The sequence below is a fragment of the Streptomyces sp. NPDC104371 genome (genome assembly GCF_055583785.1).
Window position 1 is genome coordinate 258,105 of the sequence record NZ_JBVJNF010000002.1, and the last position, 21,250, is coordinate 279,354.

17 protein-coding genes are annotated in these 21,250 nt (G+C 69.7%); 10 read left to right on the forward strand and 7 right to left on the reverse strand.

Translation table 11 applies throughout. From position 1 onward, the window contains the following. Positions 1–77 precede the first annotated feature (77 nt). Positions 78–1,898 (forward strand): ABC transporter ATP-binding protein, encoded by a 1,821-nt coding sequence (locus ACZ60T_RS06990; protein ID WP_365622602.1) that lies wholly within the window; start codon positions 78–80, stop codon positions 1,896–1,898. Further along, positions 1,895–3,754 (forward strand): ABC transporter ATP-binding protein, encoded by a 1,860-nt coding sequence (locus ACZ60T_RS06995; protein ID WP_469665044.1) that lies wholly within the window; start codon positions 1,895–1,897, stop codon positions 3,752–3,754. Before ACZ60T_RS06990 ends, ACZ60T_RS06995 begins: the two co-directional genes overlap by 4 nt. A gap of 15 nt (positions 3,755–3,769) precedes the next feature. Here the strand turns inward: ACZ60T_RS06995 and ACZ60T_RS07000 are convergent, their stop codons facing one another. After that, positions 3,770–4,516, reverse strand: a complete 747-nt coding sequence (locus tag ACZ60T_RS07000) for a hypothetical protein (protein WP_469665046.1) — start codon at positions 4,514–4,516, stop codon at positions 3,770–3,772. Continuing rightward, positions 4,513–5,148 (reverse strand): hypothetical protein, encoded by a 636-nt coding sequence (locus ACZ60T_RS07005; RefSeq protein WP_469665047.1) that lies wholly within the window; start codon positions 5,146–5,148, stop codon positions 4,513–4,515. Before ACZ60T_RS07005 ends, ACZ60T_RS07000 begins: the two co-directional genes overlap by 4 nt. 624 nt (positions 5,149–5,772) lie before the next feature. Between ACZ60T_RS07005 and ACZ60T_RS07010 the strand changes: the two genes are divergently transcribed. From ACZ60T_RS07010 to ACZ60T_RS07025, 4 genes are all read left to right on the forward strand, one after another. After that, on the forward strand, positions 5,773–7,821 hold the full coding sequence (locus ACZ60T_RS07010) for a M4 family metallopeptidase (protein WP_469665049.1): 2,049 nt from the start codon (positions 5,773–5,775) through the stop codon (positions 7,819–7,821). A gap of 246 nt (positions 7,822–8,067) precedes the next feature. After that, positions 8,068–9,735 (forward strand): M4 family metallopeptidase, encoded by a 1,668-nt coding sequence (locus ACZ60T_RS07015; RefSeq protein WP_469665051.1) that lies wholly within the window; start codon positions 8,068–8,070, stop codon positions 9,733–9,735. Between the two features lie 108 nt (positions 9,736–9,843). After that, a complete protein-coding gene (locus tag ACZ60T_RS07020; protein ID WP_365622588.1) occupies positions 9,844–10,368 on the forward strand; it encodes a DUF1990 family protein in 525 nt (174 codons plus the stop codon). 203 nt (positions 10,369–10,571) lie between these two features. Further along, complete coding sequence (locus ACZ60T_RS07025; RefSeq protein ID WP_469665054.1) at positions 10,572–11,771, forward strand: S8 family peptidase; 1,200 nt, start codon at positions 10,572–10,574, stop codon at positions 11,769–11,771. 58 nt (positions 11,772–11,829) lie between these two features. Here ACZ60T_RS07025 and ACZ60T_RS07030 read toward each other — a convergent pair whose 3' ends face one another. From ACZ60T_RS07030 to ACZ60T_RS07045, 4 genes are all read right to left on the reverse strand, one after another. Next, positions 11,830–14,109 (reverse strand): HelD family protein, encoded by a 2,280-nt coding sequence (locus ACZ60T_RS07030; RefSeq protein ID WP_469665541.1) that lies wholly within the window; start codon positions 14,107–14,109, stop codon positions 11,830–11,832. Positions 14,110–14,246: 137 nt separating this feature from the next. Then, the gene (gene trxA / locus ACZ60T_RS07035; protein ID WP_469665542.1) at positions 14,247–14,579 is read right to left on the reverse strand and encodes a thioredoxin; all 333 of its coding nucleotides are present in this window, start codon (positions 14,577–14,579) and stop codon (positions 14,247–14,249) included. Then, positions 14,579–15,007, reverse strand: a complete 429-nt coding sequence (locus ACZ60T_RS07040; RefSeq protein ID WP_469665056.1) for a MerR family transcriptional regulator — start codon at positions 15,005–15,007, stop codon at positions 14,579–14,581. Before ACZ60T_RS07040 ends, trxA begins: the two co-directional genes overlap by 1 nt. A 138-nt stretch (positions 15,008–15,145) precedes the next feature. Beyond that, positions 15,146–16,123 (reverse strand): Clp protease N-terminal domain-containing protein, encoded by a 978-nt coding sequence (locus tag ACZ60T_RS07045; protein ID WP_469665058.1) that lies wholly within the window; start codon positions 16,121–16,123, stop codon positions 15,146–15,148. Positions 16,124–16,191: 68 nt separating this feature from the next. On the opposite strand from ACZ60T_RS07045, the gene ACZ60T_RS07050 reads away from it, so the two are divergent. Further along, positions 16,192–16,551 carry an excisionase gene (locus ACZ60T_RS07050; protein WP_469665060.1) on the forward strand — a complete coding sequence of 120 codons (360 nt, stop codon included), beginning with the start codon at positions 16,192–16,194 and terminating at the stop codon, positions 16,549–16,551. 22 nt (positions 16,552–16,573) lie between these two features. On the opposite strand, the gene ACZ60T_RS07055 is transcribed toward ACZ60T_RS07050, so the two are convergent. Beyond that, entirely contained in the window at positions 16,574–16,870 is a 297-nt protein-coding gene (locus ACZ60T_RS07055; protein WP_469665543.1) for an ASCH domain-containing protein, read from the reverse strand. Positions 16,871–17,023: 153 nt separating this feature from the next. Between ACZ60T_RS07055 and ACZ60T_RS07060 the strand changes: the two genes are divergently transcribed. Genes ACZ60T_RS07060 through ACZ60T_RS07070 form a run of 3 tightly spaced genes read left to right on the forward strand, consistent with a single transcriptional unit; the run spans position 17,024 to position 21,185 of the window. Further along, positions 17,024–18,163, forward strand: a complete 1,140-nt coding sequence (locus tag ACZ60T_RS07060) for a tyrosine-type recombinase/integrase (RefSeq protein ID WP_365622542.1) — start codon at positions 17,024–17,026, stop codon at positions 18,161–18,163. Then, positions 18,160–20,646, forward strand: a complete 2,487-nt coding sequence (locus ACZ60T_RS07065; RefSeq protein ID WP_469665062.1) for a tyrosine-type recombinase/integrase — start codon at positions 18,160–18,162, stop codon at positions 20,644–20,646. Before ACZ60T_RS07060 ends, ACZ60T_RS07065 begins: the two co-directional genes overlap by 4 nt. Next, a complete protein-coding gene (locus ACZ60T_RS07070) occupies positions 20,643–21,185 on the forward strand; it encodes a DUF6262 family protein (protein ID WP_469665064.1) in 543 nt (180 codons plus the stop codon). The genes ACZ60T_RS07065 and ACZ60T_RS07070 overlap by 4 nt, the downstream gene beginning before the upstream one ends. The last annotated feature ends 65 nt before the right edge of the window (positions 21,186–21,250 follow it).

A 21,250-nucleotide genomic window follows, 5' to 3' on the forward strand; every position in this document is an offset into this window, starting at 1 on the left:
CGTAGGACCAACGGCGGACGGGGATCCGGCCAAAACTCGGTGGGCGAGGTGCGGGTCAGTCCGTAGGCTCGCTGGTGATGCCCACGACACCTGCCTCCGCCGAAGACCCTGCTGAACGGCCCCGTCCGGAAGAGCGTTCGGCCGTCCGTACGCTGCTGCGCCTGTGGCCGTACGTACGACCGGTGCGCGCGCGCCTGGTCACCGCCGCGCTCGTCGCGGTCGTCGCCTCCTGTATGGGGCTGGTGATCCCGCTCGTACTGAAGTGGATGGTGGACGGGCCCATCGCGGAACGCGACTCCGCAGGTGTGTGGCGGGGCGCGCTGTATCTGCTGCTGCTCGGGGTCGCCGAGGCGCTGCTGTTCGGGCTGCGGCGCTGGCTGGTGGCGCGTCCGCTGTCGCGTGTCGAGGCGGAGATGCGGGCGGATCTGTACCGGCATCTGCAGCGGCTGCCGATCGCCTTCCACGACCGGTGGGCGTCCGGTCAGTTGCTCTCCCGGGGCACGACGGACCTGATGCTGCTGCGCATGTTCCTCGCCTTCCCGATGACGTTCCTCTTCGTCAACGGCGTGACGATCCTGGTCGGCGTGGTCATCATGCTGCTCCAGGACTGGACGCTGGGGCTGGTGATGCTGGCGCCCGCCGTGCCGCTGATCGCCCTGAGCGCGGTCTTCGAGAAGCGGTACGCGCACGCGGCCCGGCAGGCGCAGGACCAGGTCGGGGATCTGACGACGGTGGTCGAGGAGAGTGTGCTCGGCATCCGCATCATCAAGGGGTTCGGCCGCCACCGCAGCCAGGCGCGGGCGTTTCGCGAGCTGTCCGGGAAGCTGCGCGGCACCGAGCTGCGCAAGGCCCGGCTGCTCGCGACCATCTGGGCGGTCATCATGGCCCTGCCGGAGGTGGCCATCGGGGCCACGCTGGTGGTGGGAGCCGTGCAGGTCTCGGACGGCTCGCTGTCGACGGGCACGCTGGTCGCCTTCCTCTCCACGGCGCTCGCCCTGCGCTGGCCGGTGGAGTCGATCGGCTTCCTGCTGGCGATGAGCCAGGAGGCGACCACGGCGACGGAACGATACTTCGAGGTGATGGACGCGCGACCGGAGCAGGAGACCGCGCCCGCCGTCCCCACCGCCGGGCCCGCCGGTACGGGGCTGCGCTTCGAGAACGTCCGCTTCCGCTACCCCGACGCCCCCGCCGGCTCCACACCGCTCCTGGACGACGTCGACCTGCACATCCGCCCCGGTGAGTCCATGGCCCTGGTCGGCGCGACCGGCAGTGGCAAGACGACGCTCACCGCGCTCATCCCCCGGCTGCACGAGGTGACCGAGGGCCGGATCACCCTCGACGGGCAGGACATCACCGAGCTGCGCCGCGAGGAGCTGCGGGCGATGGTCGCCGTCGCCTTCGAGGAGCCCACCCTGTTCTCCGCGAGCGTCGCCGACAACGTCCTCATGGGCGCGAGCCCCGACGCGGGCACGGACGAGCTGCACCGCGCCCTCGCCGTGGCCCAGGCCGACTTCGTCCACGCCCTGCCCGACGGCCCCACCACCCAAGTGGGTGAACAGGGCCTCAGCCTCTCCGGCGGCCAGCGGCAGCGCCTCGCGCTGGCCCGCGCCGTCGTCGACCGCCCCCGCTTCCTGGTCCTGGACGATCCGCTGTCCGCGCTGGACGTGCACACGGAGGCGGCCGTGGAGGCCGCGCTGCGCCAGGTGCTCCAGGGCACCACCGCCCTGATCGTGGCCCACCGCCCGTCCACGGTGCTGCTGGCCGACCGCGTCGCCCTGCTCTCCGGCGGCCGGATCGCCGCCGTCGGCACCCATCACGAACTGCTGCGCACCAACGCCGAGTACGCCCTCCTCATGTCGGGCCGGCCCACGGAGGAAGAAGAGGACGACGACCGATGACGGCTCCCACGACCTCCGCCCCCACCACCGGGGACGCCCAGGACGCGCCGCGCCCCCGGGCCGCCGACGACCCCTTCGACCGGGACGTCCTGCCCTCCGCCCCGGGCGCCACGGCCGCCCTGCTGCGCTCGCTCCTCACGCCCATGAAGGCGCGCGTGGCCGGCACCACGCTTCTGCTGCTGCTCCAGCAGGCGGCGGTGCAGGCGGGCCCGCTGCTGGTGGCGTACGCGATCGACACCGCCGTACCGGCGCTGCGCCGTGACGACCACGGGCCGCTGATCGCGGTGGCCGTCGGCTATCTGCTGTGCGCGCTGGCCTCCGGGGCGTTGCAGTGGGCGTTCATCGTCGCCGCGGCCCGGGTCAACCAGGACGTCCTGCTGGACCTGCGCGGCCGGATCTTCCGCCATGCGCAGGCGCTCAGTGTGGACTTCCACGAGCGGTACACCTCGGGCCGGCTCATCTCCCGCTCCACCACGGACGTGGAGTCGCTGCGCGAGCTGCTGGACGAGGGGCTCCAGGAGCTGGTCACGGTCATCCTGTCCTTCGTCTACATCGCGGCGATGCTGCTGTGGCTGGACCTGGGCATCGGCGCGGTCGCCGTGGCGTCCTTCGGGCCGCTGTATCTGCTGGTACGGCTCTACCAGCGGCGCGCGGGACGGGTCTACCGGGAGCGGTCCACGGCGATCGCGGCGGTGATCGTGAAGTTCGTGGAGACCATGAACGGCATCCGTCCGGTGCGCGCCTTCCGCCAGGAGGCCGCGAACGACGCCGCCTTCCGTACGCTCAACCGCCGTCACGAGGCCACCAACGGCAACGCGCTGCTGGAGATGGCCCGTTATGTCACCGGCTCCCGGCTGGTGGCCAACACGGCGGTCGCGGGCATGGTGCTGTGGGGCGCCTACCGGGTGTCGGACGGCACGCTGGAGCTGGGTGTGCTGGCGGCGGCGGTGCTGTATCTGCGGCGGCTGTACGACCCGATCGACCGGCTCGGCATGTTCCTCAACTCCTACCAGTCGGCGGCGGCTTCACTGGAGAAGATCGCCGGTCTGCTCGCCCAGAAGCCCTCGGTCCCCGAGCCCGCGGCGCCCCGGCAGCTTCCCGCGCGCCGTACGGAACTGCCGGGCCGCGAGGTCGTGTTCGACGACGTGAGCTTCGGCTATCGCACCGGGGGCGAGGTGCTGCCCCGCTTCGGGCTGACCCTCCCGGCCGGGCAGACCGTCGCGGTGGTCGGCTCCACGGGCGCCGGCAAGTCCACCCTCGCCAAGCTGCTGGCCCGCTTCTACGACCCCTCCCACGGCCGGGTGCTGCTGGACGGCGTCGACCTGCGCGACCTCTCCATGCCCGCGCTGCGCGGCGGAGTGGTGATGGTGACCCAGGAGGCGTTCCTGTTCTCGGGCACGGTCGCCGAGAACATCGCGATCGGCCGCCCGGACGCGACCCGCGAGGACATCGAGCGCGCGGCGAAGGCGATCGGCGCGCACGACTTCATCAGCGCCCTGCCGGACGGCTACGACACGGACGTCCGCAAGCGGGGCGGGCGCATCTCGGCGGGCCAGCGTCAACTGGTCTCCTTCGCACGGGCGTTGCTCGCCGACCCGGCGGTCCTCATCCTGGACGAGGCGACCAGCTCCCTGGACATCCCGGGCGAACAGGCGGTGCAGCGGGCGATGGTGACGGTGCTGCGCGGCCGTACGGCCGTGGTGATCGCCCACCGCCTGTCGACGGTGGAGATCGCCGACCGGGTCCTGGTCATGGAGCACGGCCGCATCGTGGAGGACGGCAGCCCGGCCGAACTGATCGAGGGCAAGGGGAGGTTCGCGGATCTGCACCGGGCCTGGCGGGACAGTCTGGCGTGACGGGGAGAGGTTGCCTCACTCCTCCGGCCCGCCGATCAGCTCCGTCACGTCGCAGACCATGTCGCAGTACCCGTCGCCGTCCGCGACCCGGTAGCGCGTCAGGTCGCGTTCGTAGGCCAGGCCCGGCAGGTAGACGTCGAGCATCCCCACGAGCCGCTTCGGCGTCCCCGCGCGGTCACGCAACCGCACATCGACGCCGACCGTGATCTCCTCCGGCTGGTTCTCGCCGGGGATACGGACGTAGTAGCGACCGGTCTCGTCGTCCGCCAGGACGAAACCCCACAGAGCGCAGTCCTCCAGGTCCCGCACCTGCGCGGTCAGGGCGCGCAGGGGCAGGTCCAGGGCATCGCTGATCGTGGGGCCGCATGCGGCGGCGATCTCGGGGTACCGCTGCCGCACGTCGTGTACGGGGATGCCGAAGGTGTCCGTCTCGGCGGGCCGGGCGAGTCGGCCGAGGGCGTGGTCGGCCGCCAGGCGGCGCAGCGCGAGGATGTGCAGAAGGGGGTCCAGCAGATCGCCTTCGGCATCGGTGACGGCGATGTCGAAGGCGACCGACGAGGACAGGTCTCGCCCGTTCCACAGCGCCACACGGGGGCCGCCGTCCGCGCCACGGGGCGGCAGGACACCGCGCAACACCAGTGCGTCGCCGGTCAGCGGTACCGCGACGAAGCCGCGCAGCCAGTACAGCAAGCCCTCGTACTCGGGACCTGCCACGGTGACGTGGGGGTGCCACTCGTCAGGCGCTGTGGGGACGATCCTCATGCACGGTTCACCGCATCCGGGCACTTGTTCCCTGGCCGCCCCGTGCAGTAGGCGGTGATGACGCCGACGATACCGCTGCCGTCCGTGACCCGGTACCGTCCGTCCTGCGTCGCCTTCGCGTTCTGCACCCAGGCCCGGAGCCGGGCGAGTACATGACCGCGGCCGTCGACCAACACCCCGCCGTACTTGAGGCGATGCGGATTGCCCCGCCTCTCCTGCGGGGTCTGTCGTTCCGGATGCTCACTGGTGATCACCTTGATCACCTTCGTATTGGTGATGTTGTGCGGACGCGAGAAGTGGCTCCAGCCCAGTTCTCCGTTTCCGAAGCGTGTCGGAATCCTCAGGCCGTTCGCGTCCTTGCTCCACACCTTCACTCGCTGGTTCCAATGGTCGGACAGGGCCGATCGCGTCTCGGACGAGGCCCCGTCCGACAGAGCCGAGGAGGCGGGCAGTCGCAGCGACCGCGCCGCGGACAGCGCCGCGAACCCTTCGTTGCTCAGGACATACATGCCAGGTGCCAGGGCGGAACCCCGGACCTCCGCCGACAACGGCGCCGCGACGGACGCGGCCATGGCGGAACACAGAAGGGACCCGGACACGACGGCGACGGACAGAATGCGACCGATCTTCATTTCATCTCCCCGTATTCCTGTTCAATTCTGACGGCACATCAACTCTCAATTCATGCGCGCCGACAATGACCCTTTCAGGCGGCCTCGGCACATGTCAACGGAGTGCGGGTGGTGCGGAAATGAGAACGCACCGAGCAGACCGAATCCACCGAACACACCGAAAGGAATCGAAAGGAATTCGCATTCCGCTCGCGATGTCATTCCATGGACGGCAAGGAGGCCGCTGCCCTCCCGTGGGGCCGACGACCGGATACCGCCCCCGGACGTGAGTCACCGCACGAGCCGTCGACGCCCGGGAGTTCGGTCGACGCGACCGGCGTGGACAGCGCGGACGGCACGGCGCGGTCGGCCGTCTTCGGTGAACAGTCCGTATAACGAACATGACCATCCGGGCAACGGAGCCTTTCCGGCCAATCTGTTGACGCAGACCTGACAATCACGGGGTTCTCCTGGCACGCTTCCCCACGGCCCGCTCCACAGCCACCCCACAGTGCCACGGCTGTGCCGTAGCAGGCCATGCTCGTGCTCCTGGTTCCGCGTTCCGCTTGTTCTGCCCGGACGGTCCACCTTCCGTCCGGTACCCCCCGGCCGCGCCAGTGCGCGGCCACGCAGAAGGAGTCAGTGTTGAGACGCAGTTCCTCTCGCAGACGCACCTCCCACACTCCCTCCCGTCGCGCCGCCGCGGTCGCCCTCGTTGGCGTCTCCGCCCTGCTGGCCGCAGCCGTCCAGTCCGGTGCCGCGAGCGCCGCGCCGGCCGCGCCCTCGGCCGGGAAGCTCAACTCCGCCCACGCCGCCGTGAAGCTGACCCCCTCGCAGCGCACGGAGCTGCTCCGCGACGCGAACGCGGCGAAGGCGGACACCGCCCGGGACATCAGCCTCGGCTCCCAGGAGAAGCTGGTCGCCCGTGACGTTGTCAAGGACGCCGACGGAACGCTGCACACACGCTACGAGCGCACCTACGCCGGACTCCCCGTGCTCGGCGGCGACTTGATCGTCGACACGAACAAGGCCGGGAAGACCCAGCGGGTCATCAAGGCCGCCAAGGCGACCATCAAGGTCGACTCGCTCACGCCGAAGGTCGCCGCCTCGAAGGCGGAGAGCCAGGCGCTGGCCGCCGCCAAGGACGCGGGCTCCACGCGGACCGACGCGGACCAGGCCCCCCGCAAGGTGATCTGGGCGGCCGACGGCACCCCGGTGCTCGCGTACGAGACGGTGGTCGGCGGGCTCCAGGACGACGGCACGCCCAACCAGTTGCACGTCATCACCGACGCCGCCACCGGCAAGGAGCTGTCCCGCTACCAGGGCGTCAAGACCGGTATCGGCAACACCCGCTACAGCGGCCAGGTCTCGCTGACGACCACGCAGTCGGGCTCGAACTACACGCTGACCGACGGCGCGCGCGGCGGGCACAAGACGTACAACCTCAACCACGGTTCGTCCGGCACGGGCACGCTGTTCTCGCAGACGAACGACACCTGGGGCGACGGCACCAACTCCAACGCCGCGACCGCGGGTGCCGACGCGCACTACGGCGCCGCCGAGACCTGGGACTTCTACAAGAACGTCTTCGGCCGCAACGGCATCGCGGACGACGGTGTGGGCGCCTACTCCCGCACCCACTACGGCAACTCGTACGTCAACGCGTTCTGGGACGACAGTTGCTTCTGCATGACGTACGGCGACGGCTCGGGCAACAACGACCCGCTGACCTCGCTGGACGTGGCCGGTCACGAGATGAGCCACGGCGTCACCTCCTCGACCGCGAACCTCAACTACTCCGGTGAGTCCGGCGGGTTGAACGAGGGCACGTCCGACATCTTCGCCACGGGCATGGAGTTCTACGCCAACAGCCCGAACGACCCCGGTGACTACCTCATCGGCGAGAAGATCGACATCAACGGCGACGGCACCCCGCTGCGCTACATGGACAAGCCGAGCAAGGACGGCGCGTCCCTGGACTACTGGTCCTCCAGCGCCGGCAACAAGGACGTGCACTACTCGTCCGGCATCGCCAACCACTTCTTCTACCTGCTCAGCGAGGGCAGCGGCGCCAAGGTCATCAACGGCGTCAGCTACGACTCGCCGACCTACGACGGGCTTCCGGTCACCGGCATCGGCCGGGACAAGGCGCTCCAGATCTGGTACCGGGCGCTGACCACGAAGTGGACGTCCACCACCAACTACGCGGCGGCCCGCACCGGCACGCTCGCGGCGGCGGGTGAGCTGTACGGCACCTCGAGCAACGAGTACAACGCGGTGGCGGACGCCTGGGCGGCCGTCGCGGTCGGCGCGCGCTCCGGTGGCGGCGGCAACCCCGGTGGTGGCACCGCGTTCGAGAACGCGGCCGACGTCTCGATCCCGGACGGCGGTTCGGCCGTCACCTCGTCGATCACCGCGTCCGGCCTGACCGGCAACGCCCCGTCGAACCTCCAGGTCTCGGTCGACATCGTGCACACCTGGCGCGGTGACCTCCGGATCGACCTGGTCGCCCCGAACGGGACCACGTACCGGCTGAAGAACAACAACATCTCCGACTCCGCGGACGATGTGCACGAGACCTACACGGTCAACGCGTCCACCGCTCCCGCCAACGGCACCTGGCAGCTCAAGGTGCAGGACATGTACTCCGGTGACACCGGCTACATCGATGGCTGGAAGGTGACCTTCCCGTAAGACCTTCCGCTAGGCGGCTCGAACACGAGGACAGGGCGTCGTTCCGGGAGTCTCGGCCCCCGGAACGGCGCCCGTTCACCTGCCGGAAACACGAAGCGGGCCGACGAGTTTCAGCCAACATCACCGCAGGGTCCTGACATGTACGCGCCGTTAATGCCAGGCTTCCCCCGCACGACAACCCGCACCGCAAACTTCACCCTTCCGCCGGGCCCCCACGCCTGACGGACCCCCACAGAAGGAGCTTGCGTGACTCCCCCCAACGCGCGTCACCACCGCACCAGCCTGGCCATCGCCACCGCCGTCGCGGCCGGAGCCCTGCTCGCCACCGGCCTGACCGCCGGTGCCGCCTCCGCCCAGACCACGGCGGCCCCGGCCGGCGCGGCGAAGTCCCTCGCCGCCGCCCCGACCGCGCTCTCCGCGTCGGCGCGCTCCTCCCTCATCGCCGACGCCCAGACCACGGCGCCCGACACGGCCCGTCAGATAGGCCTCGGCGCCAAGGAGAAGCTCGTCGTCAAGGACGTCGTCAAGGACGTCGACGGCACGGTCCACACGCGCTACGAGCGCACCTACGACGGCCTCCCGGTCCTCGGCGGCGACCTCGTCGTCCACGAGAAGGCCGGTAAGACCGAGGGCGTGACCCGGGCGACGAAGGCCACCATCAAGGTCGCCTCGACCACGCCGAAGGTCGCCGCCTCGAAGGCGGAGAGCCAGGCGCTGACCGCCGCCAAGGACGCGGGCTCGACCCGCACCGACGCCGACAACGCGCCCCGCAAGGTGATCTGGGCCGGCGACGGCACGCCCGTCCTCGCCTACGAGACCGTGGTCGGCGGCCTCCAGGAGGACGGCACCCCCAACGAGCTGCACGTCATCACCGACGCGGCCACCGGCAAGAAGCTCCACGAGTACCAGGCCATCGAGACCGGCACGGGCACCGGCAAGACCCTGTACTCCGGCACGGTCACCCTCGGCACCAACCTGTCGGGCTCGTCGTACCAGCTCTACGACACCTCGCGCGGCGGCCACAAGACGTACAACCTCGCGCGCGGCACGTCCGGCACCGGCACGCTGTTCACCAACACCACCAACGTGTTCGGCACCGGGGCGGCCTCCAGCTCCAGCTCGGACCAGACGGCCGCCGCCGACGCCGCCTACGGGGCGCAGGCCACCTGGGACTTCTACAAGAACACGTTCGGCCGCAACGGCATCAAGAACAACGGCACGGCGGCCTACTCCCGCGTCCACTACAGCAGCGGCTACGTCAACGCGTTCTGGGACGACAGTTGCTTCTGCATGACGTACGGCGACGGCTCGGGCAACACCCACCCGCTGACCTCGCTCGACGTCGCCGGTCACGAGATGAGCCACGGCGTCACCTCCGCCACGGCCAACCTCAACTACTCCGGTGAGTCCGGCGGGTTGAACGAGGCGACCTCGGATATCTTCGGCACCGGTGTGGAGTTCGCCACCAACAACTCCTCCGACGTCGGCGACTACCTCATCGGCGAGAAGATCAACATCAACGGCGACGGCAGCCCGCTGCGCTACATGGACAAGCCGAGCAAGGACGGCGCCTCGCTGGACTACTGGTCCTCCAGCGCCGGCAACAAGGACGTCCACTACTCGTCCGGCATCGCCAACCACTTCTTCTACCTGCTGTCCGAGGGCAGCGGCGCGAAGACGATCAACGGGGTGTCGTACAACTCCCCGACGTACAACGGCTCCACGGTCACCGGCATCGGCCGGGACAAGGCGCTCCAGATCTGGTACAAGGCGCTGACCACGTACATGACGTCGACCACGAACTACAAGGGCGCCCGTACGGCGACCCTGAGCGCGGCGTCGGCGCTGTACGGCTCCGGCAGCACCGAGTACAACGCGGTGGCCGCCGCCTGGACCGCGGTCAACGTGAGCTGAACCGTCGGCCAGTACGTCAACTGGCCGTAGCGACACAGTCCGCGCAGAGCGGACACGACGACCCCCGGCGGGCAAGCGCACGCCGGGGGTCGCCTTACGCTGGGGCCCATGTCTTCGGCTGAGTTCACCTATACCGACGTCGGCGCCACCCGTGAGCCCGGCCACTGTCCCGAGGGGTTCCACCCGCTGCACGTGCGCGCGCGGATCGGCGAGGGCGAGGCGGTGTTCCGGCGGGCGGCCGAGGCGCTGCTCACCTGGGAGCTGCACCGGGCGCTGGGCGTGGGCGTCCTGGCCGACAAGGACCGGGCGGCCCCCGGGGTCGACGTCACGATCGTCCTCGCGGGCATGGTCAAGGCCCCCTGCCGCGTGGTCTGGACCGTGGAGGAACACCGCCGCGCCGGCTGGGCGTACGGCACGCTGAAGGGTCACCCGGAGTGCGGCGAGGAGGCGTTCGTCGTGGATCGTACGGGTGACGGCACGGTCTGGCTGACGATCAACGCCTTCAGCCGCCCGGCCAAGTGGTACGCACGAGCGGGCGGCCCGGCGACCCGCGGCCTCCAGCACGCATACGCCCGACGCTGCGGCAACGTCCTGCGCAAGCTGTGCGAGGAGGCGGCGGACGACTCGCTCTGAGCCCCGCACCGCGATCCGGCCGAAACTCCACGCAACCTTTCCCGTGTTCCCTCCTCGCCGATATGGCCGATTCCGCCCTCCTCGGTGGTCTTGTGGTGGTTCGGTCCGCACGAGAGGCTGCCAAGCGGCGTGTCGGTCGTGAGGGGGCCGGGGACGGTGAACCCCGGTCGGGACGCGCCGAGTTCAGGAGGGGGACTCGAGTCATGGCTCGGATGAGAAGCGGGTGTCTGCGCTGGGCGAGCGGGGTCACCGCGGCCTGTGCGGTCGTGGCACTCTCGGCCACCGCCCAGCCCGCGCAAGCCGCCCCGGTCGGGACCGTGCTCGGCGCCGACGCTCCGGGCGCCGTCAGCGGGAGCTACATCGTGACACTCAAGGGGGAACCGAAGGACCCGTCGGCCACGGGTCGGGACCTCGCCGGGATGTACGGGGCGGAAATCAGCCACACCTACGGGAAGGTGCTCCACGGGTTCTCGATGCGGGTCGGTCCACGGCAGGCCCGGCGCCTCGCGGCCGACCCCCGCGTGGCCTCGGTCGTCCAGGACACCGCCGTCCGGCTCGACGACGTCCAGCGGGACCCGCCGTGGAGCCTGGACCGCGTCGACCAGCCGGGACTCCCGCTGAACCACGGCTACGCCTGGCCCGAACCGGGGGGCGCGAACGTCACGGCTTACGTCATCGACACCGGCATCCGTATCACCCACAAGGACTTCGGCGGCCGGGCCGCGTACGGCTGGGACTTCGTCGACGACGACAGGACCGCCGCCGACGGCAACGGACACGGCACCCACGTGGCCGGAACCATCGCGGGCACCACCTACGGCATCGCCAAACAGGCGAAGGTCGTCGCCGTACGCGTCCTGGACGACAAGGGGGCCGGAACCACCGCGCAGGTGATCGCGGGCATCGACTGGGTGACCAGGCACGCGAAGAAGCCCGCGGTGGCGAACCTGAGCCTGGGCGGTCGCGCCAACGCGCAGTTGGACGCCGCCGTACGCAACTCCATAGCCTCCGGCGTCACTTACGCGGTGGCCGCGGGCAACGACGATCTCCCCGCGAACCTGTACTCCCCGGCCCGCGTCGACCAGGCCATCACCGTGGGCGCCGCAGACCGCGAGGACGCCCGCGCGCGCTTCTCCAACTACGGCCCGGCGGTGGACCTGTTCGCCCCCGGAGCGGCCATCGTCTCCGACTCGTCCCGGAGCGACACGAGCACGGCCACCGCCTCCGGTACGTCGATGGCCACGCCGCACGCCACGGGCGCGGCGGCGCTGTATCTCGCCGGTCACCCGGGGGCCACCCCGGCGCAGGTGCGCCGCGCCCTGGTCCAGCGGGCGGCCACCGTGAAGATCGCGGGGGCGGGCGCCGGTTCGCCGGACAAGCTGCTCCAGGTCCAGCGCCCCTGACCGCGGCCTCCGCCCACCGACCGGCCTCGCCGACGGGCGGGGCCGGTCGGTGACGTCCTCAGGCGAAGGCGTCCGCCAGCGGCTTCGGCAGGTCGCCGGTGTACAGCACGCCCAGCCGCTGCGTGGCCCGGCTCAGCGCCACGTACAGATCGCTCGTGCCGCATTGGCCGGGCTCGACCACCAGGACCGAGTCGAACTCCAGCCCCTTGGACTGGCGCGCGTCGAGCAGCACCACGCTCCGGGTCAGATCCGGTTCCGCGCCCGCCGTCACCCCGTCCAGTCGCGCGGCGAGCGAACGGTGCAGCGCGCGCGGCGCGATCACCGCGAGCCGACCCTCGGCCGGGGTCATCTCCTTGACCGCCTCGGCCACGGCTCCGGGCAGGTCGTCGGTGACGCGCGCCCAGGGCCGTACGCCCGTGGACCGTACCGAACTCGGCGGCCGGAAGCCGGGGTCCGCCGCGCGCACCACGCTCGCCGCGACGTCCATGATCTCGGCGGGGGTGCGGTAGTTGACGCCGAGGCGGGTGTGCTCCCAGCGGTCCTCGACGTACGGCGCGAGGATCCGCTCCCATGAGCCGACCCCGGCGGCCTCGGCGGTCTGCGCCGGGTCACCGACCAGGGTCATCGAGCGGGTCGGGCAGCGCCGCATCAGCAACCGCCAGGCCATGGGCGACAGTTCCTGCGCCTCGTCGACGATGATGTGCCCGAACGCCCAGGTACGGTCGGCCGCCGCGCGTTCGGCCGCGCTGCGGTGGTCGGCCTCCTCGTGCCGCTCGGCGAACCGCTCGGCGTCGATGATGTCGTGCGCGGACAGCACCTCCGAGGCGTCCGGGTCGCCGTCCTCCTTGTCCTCGAACTCGTAGGTCCGGGACGCGTACGACACGTCCAGCACGCCCTGCGCGTACAACACCTGTTCCGTGCGCTCGCGTTCGGCGCGGGCGCGTGCCGACCGGTCGTCCTCGCCGAGGAGTTCGGCCGCCTCGTCCAGGAGCGGCACGTCGGCCGTGGTCCAGGCGCGGGTGACCGGGCGGCGGACGGCGGCGGCGTCCTCGGCGGACACATACCCCTCGGGGTCGGCGAGGAAGTCGGCGACCAGCCGCTGCGGGGTGATCCGGGGCCACAACTGGTCGATGGCCGACCAGACTTCGGAGTTCTCGGCGAGTTCGTCGCGGATCTGCGTGATGTCGCTCGCGTCGAGGAGGTTGGTGCCGTCGTACGGATCGGTGCCGATCCGCTCGGCGACCAGGTCCGTCAGCGTGTTCAGGATGTGGCCCTCGAAGTGCTCGCGGGCCACGTTGTGCGGCAGCTTGGCCGCGCGGGTGCGCTCGCGGGCGACGCTCACGAGACCCTCGTCCAGCATCAGGACCTCACGGTCGTGCTCGATCGCGATCACCGGGTCGGGCAGCGCCTGCCGGTCCCGTACGAGGGCGGCGAGCACGTCGGCCATGTCGGCGCGGCCCTTCACGGCGGCGGCCTCGGGGGTGTCGGTCGCGGTCGCCTTCACACCGGGGAACAGATCGCCGACCGTGGACAGCAGGACGCCCGTCTCGCCGAGCGAGGGGAGCACCTCGCCGATATAGCCGAGGAAGGCGGGGTTCGGGCCGACGATGAGGACGGCCCGGCGGGCGAGCAACTCCCGGTGTTCGTACAGCAGATAGGCCGCCCGGTGCAGGGCGACGGCCGTCTTGCCGGTGCCGGGGCCGCCCTCCACCACCAGGACGCCGCGGTGGGGCGCGCGGATGATGCGGTCCTGGTCGGCCTGGATGGTCTGCACGATGTCGCCCATCCGGCCGGTGCGGGCCGAATCGATCGCGGCGAGCAGCACGGCGTCACCGGAGGGGTCCTCGTGGCCGGTGCGCTCCCGGTCGCCGAGGTCGAGGATCTCGTCGTGCAGGGCGGTGACCTGGCGCCCCTCGGAAGCGATGTGCCGACGCCTGCGCAGGCCCATCGGAGTGTGCCCGGTGGCCAGGTAGAAGGGGCGGGCGACATCCGCGCGCCAGTCGATCAGGATCGGGGTGCGCTCCGCGTCGTCGGCGCGCAGTCCGATGCGGCCGATGTGGTGGCTCGCGCCGGAGGTGAGATCGATACGGCCGAAGCAGAGCGAACCGTCGACGGCGTTCAGCGCGGCCAGCAGCCCCGAGCGCTCGGCGACGAGGATGTCCCGCTCCAGCCGGGCCTGCATGGGTGTATCGCCCTGCGCCAGCGCGTCCGTGACGGAGCCCTCGGTGTCACCGCGCAGCGCGTCCACACGCGCGTACAGCCCGTCGATGAATTCCTGCTCCCGGCGCAATTCGTCGTCCTGGAATTCGGCGTTTGACAATTCTGCTCCCGCGCGGATATACTGTGGCTACTGAACTTCTCCGCGACACATCCCATTCGAAGTCGCGAACCATCGAATATACGCAAAGAAATCCCCCGGGCGCAATTGCTCGGGGGATTTCTTGTGTACGGCTCGCGCCGTATCGCGGCGCGGCCTCAGAGCACGTCGGCCAGCCCCTCCAGCAGGCGCCGCTTGGGCCGGGCGCCCACCATCGACCGCACGGGCTCACCGTCGCGGAACACCATGAGGGTGGGCGTGCCCAGGACGCCGTACTCGATCGTGGTCTTCGGATTCCGGTCCACGTCCAACTGGACGATCTTCAGCCGCCCGTCCCTCTCCGCGGCGATCTCCCCCAGCACCGGTGCCAACTGCCGACACGGCCCGCACCACTCCGCCGTGAACTGCACCAGCACGGGCAGCTCCGCCCGCACGACCTCCGCCTCGAAGTCGTCGTCCGTCACCTCGCCCACACCAGCGATCTGCTTGATCACCGCTCATGCCCTCCCAGCTCGCACACGGGTTCCGGACCACCCGGAACCAGCGCCTCGGCGGCCAGCTCGTCCCGCGCGCTCTCGGCGCGCGCCAACTGAGCCCCGACCTGCTCCCGTACGGCCTGCAACTCGCCGATGAGCGCGTCGAGTTCGTCCAGCTTGCGCCGGTACACCACGAGTGAGGCCGGGCACGAGTCGCCCTGTGGATGCCCGGCCCGCAGACACTCCACGAAGGGCCGTGTCTCCTCCAGGTCGAACCCGAAGTCCCGCAGGATCCGGATCTGCCGCAGCAGCCTCAGGTCCCGCTCGTCGTACGTGCGGTGCCCGTGGGCGTCCCGCCGCGCGGGCAGCAGCCCCCGTGACTCGTAGTACCGCAGCGCCCGGGTCGTGGTCCCGGCCCGCGCGGCCAGCTCGCCGATTCGCATGAGTACGACCGTAGGTGTTGACGTCGGCGTCAAGGCAAGCGCGGCGGAAGAAGCGGCTTACGGGGCACCGGGGGCCTGGCCAGGGCCGGAACCTCTCTCTGTGGTGCGCGAGCGGTTCCGGCCCGTCGATCAGCTGGTTCAGCGGCGGAGTCGGGGTGCGAGGGCCGTGCGCACGGCCCTGGTCACCTTGTGGGCGGTGGACTCGTCCTCTTCTTCGGACTCCGGCTCCGGTTCGAGCATGTCCCGTACCTGCGCCAGCAGTTGGTTGGTCGACTGCCAGAGCGGGACGAACATGCCGGCGACCGGGCCGACGCCCTGGATCGGGCCGTCGGACAGCTCGGTGACCTTCTTGGCGAGCGCGACCGTGGCCGGGTCCCGAAGGATCAGGTGCACCTCGTCGTCGACCAGCCGGAGGTCCATCTTGCGCGCGGCGGCTTCCTCCGGGTTGGCGTCGGCGGTCGCCTCCGGGTCCAGTTCGTCGATCTTGGCGGCGACCGCGTCCGGGTCGACTCCGAGTTCCCGCAGCACCCTGGCCGCCATGCTGTTCTCCGTCCGCAGCATCGCCTCCAGCAGGTGATGGCTGCCGACCGGTGCGCCACCGGCCAGCGCGCCGGCGGTGGCCACGGTCTCCTCGGTGGCGGGGGTGCCGTTCGGCCAGGGACCGGCCGCGCCGTCCTGCGATCCCTCCAGCGTGGTCAGCACCGCGGCACGGACCTTGCCGATCGGACGGATCCGCTCGGCGAGCACCTGCGCGCCGACGCCCTCACCTTCCCTGACGAGGGCGAGCAGGATGTGCTCCGTACCGATGTCGTGGTGGTGCAGTTGCCGCGCCTCGCGCAGGGCGACCTCGAGCGTCTTCTTCGCGCTCGGCGCGAACGGGATATGGCCGCGCAGCTCCTTCGTACCGGGCTCGACCAGAGCCGCGATATCGGCGCGCGCGGTCTCCTCGTCGTACCCGAGCCGGTGCAGCACGTTCGCCGCCGTGCTGTCCGGCACCTGGAGCAGTCCCAACAGGATGTGCTCCGTGCCGATGTGATGGTGCTTGAGCTTCCTCGCCTCCTCCTGAGCGGTGACGACCACCTTGCGAGCTGTCCCTGTGAACCGTTCGAATGTCATGCTTCTATCGTCACAACCCTGTCAATACACTGCTATTGACAGGGTCACCATGCTGAAAGGAGGGTGCGATGGAGACGCCGTCGAACTGGGAGGACCGGCTCGCGCGCTGGCAGAGCGAACTGGAGTTGTTCGAGCAGTTGGACGAGACCCCCTGGGTCACGCTGGCCAAGGCACAGGCGGAGACCGGCGTTTCGCGCTCGGCGCTGCGGTCCTGGTACCGCAACGGCGAGATCAGGTCCCGCCTGGTGGACGGCCCGAACGGCCCCCAGCGCCTGGTCCAACTGGAAGCGGTGATCGAACGCGCCGCCGCGTCACCGCGTATTCAGCGCCGGGCAGAGCAGGAGGTCAGCCTGGAGGCCCAAGTCGCCTTGCTACGGCACCGCGTTGATCAGCTTGAGCTGCGACTGGCGGCGCTGGAGCAGAAGTGACCGAGGCGAGCGCCCGCCCCCGTCACCCCGGCAGCAGCGCCACATGAAGGGCGAAGACGCCGAGGGCCTCCTTCTCCGGTGGGTAGATGTCGCGGCATGCCGCCAGCAACTCCTCGCGGCCCAGGCCGGGTTCACCGATCGCCGTGTTGTCCTCGGCGTTCAGCATCTCCTCGAAGGAGCTGTACTCCCTGATCTCGGTGATGCAGGTGTGCAGGGAGTCCTCGCCGGAGACGAAGCGCAGGCTGTCTCCGGCCGCCATGCGGCGGATCTTGGGGTAGCCGACGCGGATCTCGATCGTCTTGGTGCCGGTCGCGATCAGGTCGTTCTCCGGGGGTTATCCCACTGTCGTGTGATGTCGCACTGAGTGCCTGCGTGGGGCACCGTGCAACGGTTCTCACGGGGTGTAGCTCTGTGGCTCTTCGTTGGATCACGCGAGGAGCAAGGACAGCTAATGCGCGCATTCCCTGTGAGGATGCCGTCCGGAACCCGGTACTGGACGGTGCTCGACGACGAGCTGGAGGTGATGCCGATCGCGGATGGTTTCCTGCAGCACGTTCGCTTCGGTCTGGACCGTGCCGAATCGACAACGAAGGCGTATGCCGGCGCGGTGGTTCTTTATCTGCGGTGGTGCCTTCGCACCGGCCGCGACTGGCGGGTGGCGGCCACCGACATGGGCTTGTTCATGATGTGGCTGAAGTACGTTCCGGTCGGCGCCGAGGACCAGCAGGTGGTACGCGGACCGGGCACGCGGCCGGTCCGCGGCGAGCGACGCATCAACAAGGTACTCACCGCGGTACGCGGATTCCTGGCCTTCGCGGTCGCCCGGGATGAGGCGCCGTCGTGGATCCTCGGGCAGATCTACGATCTGGCGGACTCGCGCGACCTGCCGCTTGAAGCACAGGCAGAGGATGCCCGGCTGGCCTACCGACTGCGGGCTCAGCACCGGTTGCATGAGCCTGAGACGGTGGTCGACCGGGCCTCAGACATCGAGATCGTGGCGATGTTCCGGGCCTGTCGGTCGGCTCGGGACCGCCTGATCGTTCTGCTCATGGCCCGGGTCGGCCTGCGCCGCGGTGAGCTCACCGGTCTGCGACGCAGCGACGTGCATCTGCTGGTCGACAACGCCAGCCTGGGCTGCCTGGTCGAAGGGGCTCACGTCCACGTTCACCGCCGGGCCAACAGCAACAGCGCGTGGGCGAAGTCTCGACGCAGCAGAGCAGTTCCGCTGGACTTCGTTTCCGTCCAAGCCCTTGACCAGTACGTCGCTGAACGCCACCAGATCCAGGCCGCTGGGGACAGCGACTTCCTGCTGGTCAACCTGTTCCGGGCACCGATCGGGGCCCCGATGCGGCCAGACGCCATCAACGACCTGATCGACGCGCTGGTCAGGCGCGCGGGCATTCCGCGCCGGATCACCCCACACATGTCGCGTCACGCCTTCGCCAGCAACGTCAGGGATGCCGGCGGCAGCCAGGACGAACTGCAGGACCTGCTGGGGCACGCCTACGCATCGTCCAGCGAGCCTTACCTGCACCCTGATCCGAGTCGGCTGCGCGAGGCTGTCGAGCGCGTTCCGACGCCCCGGGTCTTGGTCGAGGAGGCTGGGCGATGACGGCGATGCAGCTTGAATCCTTGCCGGCGGCCGAAAAGGTTGCTGACGAGGCCACCGCAGCCCTGCTGGCCGCGATCACTCCAGAGTTCGCCGCGGCGGTCCAGTGGGACCCGACGGACCTCGTGGTGGTCTTCCCCCAGCAGCACCTGACGCTCGGCTGGAAGAAGTGCGTGGTCCCCGGCTGCGTCAAGGCCCGCTCGCTTGCAAGCGGCATCTGTGCGAGCTGCCACACCCGATGGCGCCGGCTGGGAAGCCCGCCGATGGAGGAGTACATCAAGGCTCCCAAGGTCCTCGTCCGAATGGTGGGTGTCCGTCTCTGCACGGTGACCGGCTGCGAGCGCCCCTGGAAAAGCGAACGGACGCAGCTGTGTCTCGCCCACGAGGTGCAGAAGCGCAAGCTACGGGTGTCCCTGGAAGAGTTCCTGGCCATGCCGGAGGCGACGGCCCACGCCTCGCTGGGACCCTGCCGGGCTGCCTCGTGTCTGCGAGAGCGCGCCGGCCGCGGCGCCTACTGCCTGGGGCACTACAACCGCTGGCGCAAAGCCGTGTGGGCCCAGCCGGATCTGGACGAAGAACAGTGGCGCCGCACCGTCCCCGCGATCGCCGAGGACAACAAGATCAGCTTGCGAGGACTCCCGCTACGAGTGGCTGCCGAGTTCGTCTACGGGCTGCAGCAGCGCAGCCATCACGGGGTGAAGACCAGGTTCAACATGGTGCGTCCGTTGATCGACCAGATCCGACTGCAGCAGGCCAGGACGCTGAGCGACGTGCCGCCCGAGTCCTTGAAGTCGTCCATGCGCCACCTGCGCAACGAGTTCGTACGGCACTGCGAGTTGCTTCAGTCCTCGCCGGAGACCGAGCGGCACAAGGATTTCTGGACGCTCGCCGTCTTCGGATACGCCGGCAACCTCCGGTTCACCGACATCCATCAGCCGTGGCTGCGCGAAGCTACCAAGGCGTGGGCATTCGATGTCCTGCCACAGTGCCGGGGCAGAGGCGTCGCCGGCAGTATGCAGGCGCCGATCGAGGGCATCGTCCAACTGTCCGAGAGCCTGCGCCTGCAGTGCGACGACCACGGTGAGGATCCGCGGAACCTGACCCGGACCGACATCACCGCGTTCTGCAACCGCCTCGCCTACCTCCAGGACCAAGGCGCGCTGTCTCCCCGCCTGCGATCGCGTCACTGCCACTCGGTGCTGCGGCTACTTGCCCGGATGCGCACCATGGGCCTGACCCGACCTGGTCGCCCGCTGCACGGCCTCCCCGAGGACTTCACACTCGGCCGCGAGGACCTGCCGGACGAGCCCGAAGACCAAGAAGCTGGACGGGATCTGCCCGTCGAGGCCATCCGTCACTTGTGCTCCCATCTGGACAAGATCGACGGAGGCAGCGGCATTGAGGTCCGCGCCGCCATCGAGCTCCTGATCGACACCGGCCGCCGCCCCGATGAGATCTGCCAGCTTTCTTGGGACTGCTTGATGCGCGACCAGGACGGCAAACCAGTCCTGATCTACGACAACCGCAAATCCCATCGCCTCGGGCGGCGACTGCCGATCTCCGAGGCCACGGCGTCCGTGATCGTCAAGCAACAGGAGGCGGCCCGCGGCCGTTTCCCCGGCACACCCGTCGCCGACCTGGTGCTGCTGCCCTCCACGGTCGCTGATCCTGACGGTCGCAAGCCGATCAGCGCGGACTGGGTGAGCGGTCGGCACCGGACCTGGGTCGACAGCCTGCCAGAAATTCTCGTGCCCACAGCCGTGGAGACGGACGGCAGGACGGAAACCCGGATGCTGCCGTTCGACAAGCGCCGCATCTACCTCTACGCCTACCGGCACACTTTCGCACAGCGGTATGCCGACGCCGGCGTCCGCGTCGAGGTCCTCAAAGAGCTGATGGACCACAAGCAGCTGTCCACCACACAGTGCTACTACCGCGTCGGCGAAAAACGCAGGCGAGAGGCCGTCGACCGCGTCACCACGATGCAGTTCGACCGGCACGGAAGCCGAATCTGGCGCCGGGCCACCGCCCTGCTCGACTCCGAGCACGCCCGCCGCGCGGTCGGCGAAGTCGCGGTCCCCTACGGCATCTGCACCGAGCCCACCAACGTCGCCGCCGGCGGCGGAGACTGCCCAGTCAGGTTCCGCTGCGTCGGATGTGCCCACTTCCGCACCGACGTCTCCTTCCTGCCCGACCTCGAGGCATACCTCAGCGACCTCCTGCGCAACAGAGAGCGACTGCTGGCCACCGTCGACGCCGACCAGTGGGCGAAGGACGAGGCCATGCCCTCAGACGAAGAAATCCGCCGCGTACGACGGCTGATCACGCGCATCAAGGCTGACGTCGACGAACTCAACGACGACGAACGAGCCCAGATCGAACAGGCAGTCACCACCATCCGACGCGCGCGAAACAGCGTCGTCAACCTGGGTATCCCCCGCCTTCGCCAACCTCTCCCCGACATCCGTCCGGACCGGAGCGCATGACCACCACACCCATGGCTCAGGGACGACGCGCCGACTCCGCCCGCAGGCGCCAGCGCGTTCAGAAGGCACTGAACGACGCCGCAAAGAACGGCACGGAGATCAGCGTCTCGGCGATCGCCCGCAGCGCGGGCGTCGACCGGACCTTTCTCTACCGGCACCGGGACCTGCTCGCTCAAGTTCACGCCGCCGCATCCGAACCACCGGGCGGCCCAGACGCCGCACCACAAGTCAGCAGGGCCTCGCTGCAGGCTGACCTCGCGAACGCTCAGAGCCGTTCCGTTCGCCAGGCCGCCCGGATTCACCAGCTGGAGAACAAGCTCAGCGAACTTCTCGGCGAACAAGCCTGGAGGCAATCCGGACTGGGCGCACCAGACGACATCGAGCAGCTCAAACGGCGCATCACCGCACTTGAGCAACAAGCCGTGGACCTCACACGCCAGCTCCACGAACGCCAGCAAGAGCTCGACGCCGCTCGAGCCGCCAACCGTGAACTGATCACCCGCCTGAACACGGCTCCCCGTCCGCGAGAGGTCCCCTAAAGGCAAGTTCTGGCTGCGGAGGGTGTTCGGCGGACGTATCCGCTAGTGTCGAGGACAGGCGGACA

What these genes read in the sequence shown, in the direction of transcription:
- ACZ60T_RS07050 (WP_469665060.1), top strand. Translation starts at nt 16,192, where the DNA reads ATGGAGACGCCGTCGAACTGGGAGGACCGGCTCGCGCGCTGGCAGAGC.
- ACZ60T_RS07000 (WP_469665046.1), bottom strand. Translation starts at nt 4,516, where the DNA reads ATGAGGATCGTCCCCACAGCGCCTGACGAGTGGCACCCCCACGTCACC.
- ACZ60T_RS07040 (WP_469665056.1), bottom strand. Translation starts at nt 15,007, where the DNA reads ATGCGAATCGGCGAGCTGGCCGCGCGGGCCGGGACCACGACCCGGGCG.
- ACZ60T_RS06995 (WP_469665044.1), top strand. Translation starts at nt 1,895, where the DNA reads ATGACGGCTCCCACGACCTCCGCCCCCACCACCGGGGACGCCCAGGAC.
- ACZ60T_RS07070 (WP_469665064.1), top strand. Translation starts at nt 20,643, where the DNA reads ATGACCACCACACCCATGGCTCAGGGACGACGCGCCGACTCCGCCCGC.
- ACZ60T_RS06990 (WP_365622602.1), top strand. Translation starts at nt 78, where the DNA reads ATGCCCACGACACCTGCCTCCGCCGAAGACCCTGCTGAACGGCCCCGT.
- ACZ60T_RS07060 (WP_365622542.1), top strand. Translation starts at nt 17,024, where the DNA reads ATGCCGTCCGGAACCCGGTACTGGACGGTGCTCGACGACGAGCTGGAG.
- ACZ60T_RS07020 (WP_365622588.1), top strand. Translation starts at nt 9,844, where the DNA reads ATGTCTTCGGCTGAGTTCACCTATACCGACGTCGGCGCCACCCGTGAG.
- ACZ60T_RS07025 (WP_469665054.1), top strand. Translation starts at nt 10,572, where the DNA reads ATGGCTCGGATGAGAAGCGGGTGTCTGCGCTGGGCGAGCGGGGTCACC.
- ACZ60T_RS07005 (WP_469665047.1), bottom strand. Translation starts at nt 5,148, where the DNA reads ATGAAGATCGGTCGCATTCTGTCCGTCGCCGTCGTGTCCGGGTCCCTT.
- ACZ60T_RS07045 (WP_469665058.1), bottom strand. Translation starts at nt 16,123, where the DNA reads ATGACATTCGAACGGTTCACAGGGACAGCTCGCAAGGTGGTCGTCACC.
- ACZ60T_RS07065 (WP_469665062.1), top strand. Translation starts at nt 18,160, where the DNA reads ATGACGGCGATGCAGCTTGAATCCTTGCCGGCGGCCGAAAAGGTTGCT.